Consider the following 6,023-nt stretch of genomic DNA (forward strand, 5'->3'; position numbering starts at 1 on the left):
CGCCGGCTCGGTGACGCTGATCAGGCAGCTGAATGATTACTATTATCGCGGTGTCGAACGCATCGAATTCGCCGATGGGACCATCTGGCGCCAGGAGGATCTGCGCGAGATGGTTCTTGCGCAGGCTGTTACCGATGGCGACGACACGATCATCGGCTTCAATGCCGACGATGTGATCCGCGGCGGGCAGGGCGATGACACGCTGACCGGCGGCAAGGGCGATGACACCTACATCCATGCACGCGGCGACGGCCATGACACGATCACCGAGCATGCTGTCGGCGGCAGAGACGACAGGCTGGTCCTGGAGGGCATCCTCGCGCACGAGATCATCGTGACGCGTGAGGGCGACGATGCGATCCTCAACATCGCCGCGTCGGCAGATGGTGATGGAAGCGATGCCAGCTCGGTGCGGCTCGTGGCGCAGTTCGACAATGAGCACCAGCGCGGGGTGGAGAGTATCGTCTTCGCCGACGGGACGATCTGGTATACGGGCCAACTGCGCGCCAACTATCTCGAAAACGCAACAACCGACGGCGATGATGAGATTTTCGGCTTCGACGATCGTGATGACACCATCATCGGCGGCGCCGGTGAAGATATCCTGCGTGGCGGATCCGGGAACGATACGCTCCATGGCGGCGATGGCAACGACAGGCTTGAGGCGGGCACCGGCAACAACGAACTCTTCGGCGGCGATGGCAACGACAGGCTCGTGAGCAATCGGGGCACCAACAGTTTCGATGGTGGAGCAGGCAACGACACCGTCGATTACTCCTACAGCTCTGCTTCCTGGGAATTCAATCTCGGCGCAGAATATGCCCGTACGGGCAGTGTCACCGAAATGCTCGTCTCGATCGAGAACGTGATCGGCGGCAGCGGTAATGAGATCTTCTACGGCAACGCCGCTGACAACATCTTCTCCGGCGGGCGTGGCAGCGACAGCTATCATTTCGCTCTCGTTGACGGCGACGACGTCATCCGCGAGAATGGCCGCTCCAATGAAACGGACCGGTTGACTCTCGTCGAACTGACGCCGGATGCGGTCGAACTTTATCAGCCCTTCGAGAGTGAGGATCTCGTCGTGCGCATTCTCGCGAGCGGCGAGACGATGACAATCGAGCGGCATTTCGAGGGAACTTCGCGCGGGATCGAGCTGATCGATTTCGCTGATGGCACCAGCTGGAACCGTGCCGACATCGAGGCGCAGATCACCATGGCGGGCACTGCCGGTGCGGATGCACTGGTCGGCACCGGAGGTGCCGACCTCCTTGATGGCGGGCCCGGCGATGATGTCCTGCGCGGGGGGCTGGGCAGTGACAGCTATATTTATGCGTCAGGTTACGGCAACGACACGATCATCGAAACTGTCGGCCTGAACGATACCGACATCATCCGCCTCGTCGATCTGACCCGCGCGGATGTTGCCCTCAGCCGCGGCGGCCTCGATCTGCACGTCGAAATCCTGGCGACGGGCGAAACGCTCACGGTCCAGGGGCACTTCCGCTCGACGCAATACGGGATCGAGGAAATCCACTTCTCCGATGGCGAGATCATGGATCGCCCCATGATCCTTGAGGATGTGAATACGCTGATTGGCACGAGTGGCGACGACACCATCACCGGCACCAGCATGCGCGACTGGAGCCGTGGCGGCCCGGGTGACGACATTCTCGATGGCCGCGGCGGCAACGACACCTATCTTTATGCGCGCGGTGACGGCCATGACACGATCGCAGAGGGCATTCACAACGGCACCGATGACCACCTGATCTTCGAGGATATCAACCCCGACGCAATCACCATCATGCGTGACGGAACTGATGTCACGCTCGATCTCGCCGAGAGCGCCTCCGGTGCGGGCGACGCAGGCTCCGTGCATCTGTCCCGGCAGTTCAACATCTATTTGGGGCGGGGCGTGGAGACGATCATCTTCGCCGACGGCACATCCTGGTCGCAGCAGGATGTCCGTAACACGATGGCGCTCGAGGGTGGCGGCTTCGCCACGCATATGGGCTTTGCCGGTGATGACGTCATCTTCGGTCGCGCGGGCAGCGATGATTACATCATCGGCGGCGCGGGCGATGACACGCTGCACGCCGTCGGCGGCGATAACGTCATCGATGGCGGAACCGGCGATGACGTGCTGCATGCCGGAACGGGCGTCGATAGCTTCGTCTTCCGCGCCGGCGGCGGCGTGAACGACGTCATCGGTTTCGACACGATCCAGGACCGGGTCGCCCTCGATGGCGTCGATCTGGCGGATATCTCGTTCTATCAATACTGGAACGGGGCCCAGATCTTCCTCGGTGACGGCACGGATTTCTTCTTCCGGGATCTGACCGGCGCGAGCCTGGGCGACTTCACCTTCATCGACATGGACGGCAATGCGCTTGTTCTTCCGGCGCCCGAGCCCACGAACGGCCTGATCACCGGTAGCGATGGTGATGACAGCCTCGTCGGCTCGTCCACACAGGGCAACCACATCATCGGCGGTGCCGGCGACGATTTCCTCTACGGCGTCGGCGGCGACAATCTCCTCGATGGCGGTGCCGGCAGTGATTTCATGCGCAGCGGTACCAGTCAGGACACCTTCGTCTTCCGCCTCGGTGACGGGCAGGACGTGCTCGAGAATTTCGATATCACGCAGGACCGCATCACGCTGGACGGGCTGGAGATCGCCGATCTGAGCCTCAACGTCTATTCCGGCGGCAGCCAGCTCATCGCGGCGGACGGCACGGAATTCTGGCTGATCGGGGTCACCGGTATCGTACGCGGCGATTTCAGCTTCATCGATATGGCGGGGAACGCGCTCATCCCGGAACTGGTGCCCGAACCGGAAGCGGAGCCGGGGCTGATTTCCGGCTCGGAGGGCGACGAGGATCTCGTCGGCTCTTCGGCGCAGGACAACCGGATCACGGGCGACGCGGGGAACGACTTCCTTGATGGCGTCGGCGGCGACAACTTCCTCGATGGCGGCGCCGGCAATGATTTCATGGCGAGCGGCACCGACCGCGATACCTTCGTCTTCCGCCTCGGCGACGGGCAGGATGTCATCCAGGATTTCGACATCACACAGGACCGCATTGCACTGGATGGTCTGGCGATCAACGAGCTGAGCCTGAACGGATCATCGGGCGGCATGCAACTCGTCGCATCTGACGGGACGGAGTTCTGGTTGATCGGGCTGGCCGATCTCACCCCTGGCGATCTCGGCTTCGTCGATATGGACGGCAATGCCCTCGTCTACGAACCGCTGCCTGAACCCGAGCCCGGGCCCGAGCCGGAAACCGGACCGGAGGGCGAGCCCGAGCCGGCTCTCGGCGCGATCACCGGTACGCAAGACGATGACGTCCTCATCGGAAGCTCCGGACAGGACAACGATATCATCGGTGGCGAAGGGAATGACTTCCTCGACGGTGTCGATGGCAACAACACCCTCGATGGCGGCACCGGCAATGATTACCTCGCGAGCGGCACGGGCCAGGACACCTTCGTCTTCCGCCTCGGCGACGGGCAGAACGTGGTCGACGGCTTCGATATCACTCAGGACCGCATCGCCCTCGACGGTCTCAGCAAGATCGCGATCGAGGTGATCGGCCATACCGGCGGGACGCAACTCCTTGCTGCAGACGGCACCGAGTTCTGGCTGATCGACGTGACCGGAGTCGAAAGGAGCGATCTCAGCTTCGTCGACATGAACGGCCAGTTGATCGACGCCGTGTTCTCCGACGTCATCATTGAGGGCACGCCCGGCAATGACGAACTGTTCGGTGCGATCGACGAGAACAACCACATCATCGGCGGTGCCGGCGACGATATCCTGCATGCCGTGGGCGGCAAGAACATTCTCGACGGTGGCACCGGTGACGATGCGCTTCACTCCGGCACCGGAGCCGATACTTTCGTCTTCCGCGCCGGTGACGGGATAAACAATGTCTCCGGTTTTGATCCGGCCCAGGATCACATCGCCCTCGATGGTATCGCACACGCGGATATCTCGTTCTATCAATACTGGAACGGGGCGCAGATCTATCTCGCCGACGGGACGGATTTCTTCTTCGAGGATCTGACCGGCGTGACGATGGATGATTTCAGCTTCGTCGACATGGACGGCAACCCGATCGATACCAGCGAGCCGCTGATCGTGCTGCAGGGCACGACGGGCGACGATACGTTGGTCGGCTCCGCGACCCAGAACAACCACATTAGCGGCGATGCCGGCGACGACTTCCTCGATGGCGTCGATGGCGACAACATCCTCGACGGCGGTACCGGCAACGATTTCATGGCGAGCGGCGTCGGCGAGGACACTTTCGTCTTCCGCCTCGGCGACGGCCAGAACGTGGTCGAGAATTTCGATCCGATGCAGGATCACATCGCGCTGGACGGGCTCGACGAGGAGGATCTGACGCTTGCCGATCACGGCAGCGGCTCGGCACTGGTGGCCGCCGATGGCACGGAATTCTGGCTCATCGGCATGACCGGTGTGAACCGTACGGATCTGAGCTTCGTCAATTACGATCAGATCGCCTGATCAAGGACGGGGGCGACTGTGGCGCAAGTTGAGCGTTGCGTGTCCCGGCCGGACCGCGCAGAGCGGATCTTTTACCGAATGACAGGGTTCTTCCGCTTCATGCAGTGATATAGAGTGCGGTTTGGATAATCGTATGGGAGTGAGCGCCATGCCTGCGATGTGCCGGACCTCGACCATCCTTGTCGCCTCGTTCCTGCTCGCCGGTTGTCTGGCGCAGGAAGGGATGCCGTTTGCCGGCGGCATGCCCGAGCCGGCTTCGGCGGAGCGGGGGGAGGCGGTGGCGCAGGAATGGTGCGCGACCTGCCATGCGCGCGACGAAACCGAGCGTATGGCGCGCCCCGTGGAGGCTGGAGACGGGCCGAGTTTCGCGGAAATCGCACGCCGCGAGGGGCGCGACGAGCTGTTTTTGTGGGATTTTCTAGAGGAAGACCACTTTCCGATGCCGACCTACCGGCTGTTTCCGCGCGAGCGCGCCGACATCGCTGCCTATATCGTCAGCCTGCGCACAGAAGAATAAAGCTGCGCGACGCTTTTCTTTACGGGACTATGCCGTTATACCGCCCGCTGCTTTCGACAGGAGTTCCTTGATGGCAAAAACCCGTCTGGTGGTGGCCGGCGCTTCAGGGCGCATGGGCCGCATGCTGATCAGGACGATCGACGAGACCCCGGGCTGTGTTCTGCACGGCGCGCTCGAACGCCCGACCTCGGGCTGCGTGGGGCAGGATGCCGGCATGGTCAGTGGCGTCGGTGATCTCGGCGTCACCGTCTCGTCCGAAGCGCGTAACGTGCTGACCGAGGCCGATGTGCTGATCGACTTCACCACGCCCGAGGCCAGCCTCGCCTACGCGGCGCTGGCAGCCGAGACGAATACGGCGCATGTGGTCGGCACGACCGGGCTCTCTGCCGAGCAGATCGATGCCTTGCGCGCCTTCGGCGAGGAGACGGTGATCATCCAGTCCGGCAACATGTCGCTCGGCGTGAATCTCCTCGCTGCGCTGGTGCGCAAGGTCGCATCCGTGCTGGGCGAGGAATTCGATATCGAGATCCTGGAAATGCATCACCGCCAGAAGGTCGACGCACCCTCAGGCACCGCCTTCATGCTTGGTGAGGCGGCGGCCGAGGGCCGTGCGATCGATCTGGAGGAACGCTCGGTGCGCCATCGCGACGGCCATACCGGCGCGCGCGATCCCGGCGATATCGGCTTTGCGACCCTGCGCGGCGGTACGGTGGTCGGCGACCACTCCGTGATCTTCGCCGGCCCGCATGAGCGGATTGTCCTGCAGCATGTGGCCGAGCAGCGGATACTGTTCGCGCGCGGCGCCGTGCGTGCCGCTGTCTGGGGCAAGGGCAAGCCTGCCGGGTTCTATTCCATGGCCGATGTGCTCGGCCTCAACGACGTTTGAACGCAACGAAAGGATTGATGCGATGGAGCGCCTTCTCGTGCTCGTGCGACACGGCCAGAGCGAGTGGAACAAGCAGAACCTCT

Annotated in this window: 3 protein-coding genes; all 3 read left to right on the forward strand. The window is 62.6% G+C overall.

Annotation, left to right across the window (positions count from 1 at the left end; genetic code table 11):
- Positions 1-4,537: calcium-binding protein (locus VKP01_RS00850; RefSeq protein ID WP_324409750.1), on the forward strand; the 4,537-nt coding region annotated here is incomplete at its 5' end.
- A gap of 148 nt (positions 4,538-4,685) precedes the next feature.
- On the forward strand, positions 4,686-5,054 hold the full coding sequence (locus VKP01_RS00855) for a c-type cytochrome (protein ID WP_324409751.1): 369 nt from the start codon (positions 4,686-4,688) through the stop codon (positions 5,052-5,054).
- 70 nt (positions 5,055-5,124) lie between these two features.
- Positions 5,125-5,940: a 4-hydroxy-tetrahydrodipicolinate reductase gene (gene dapB / locus VKP01_RS00860; RefSeq protein WP_324409752.1), complete on the forward strand. Its 816-nt coding sequence runs from the start codon at positions 5,125-5,127 to the stop codon at positions 5,938-5,940.
- Positions 5,941-6,023 lie beyond the last annotated feature (83 nt).

The organism is Saliniramus sp. (assembly GCF_035311605.1).
GTDB lineage: Bacteria > Pseudomonadota > Alphaproteobacteria > Rhizobiales > Beijerinckiaceae > Saliniramus.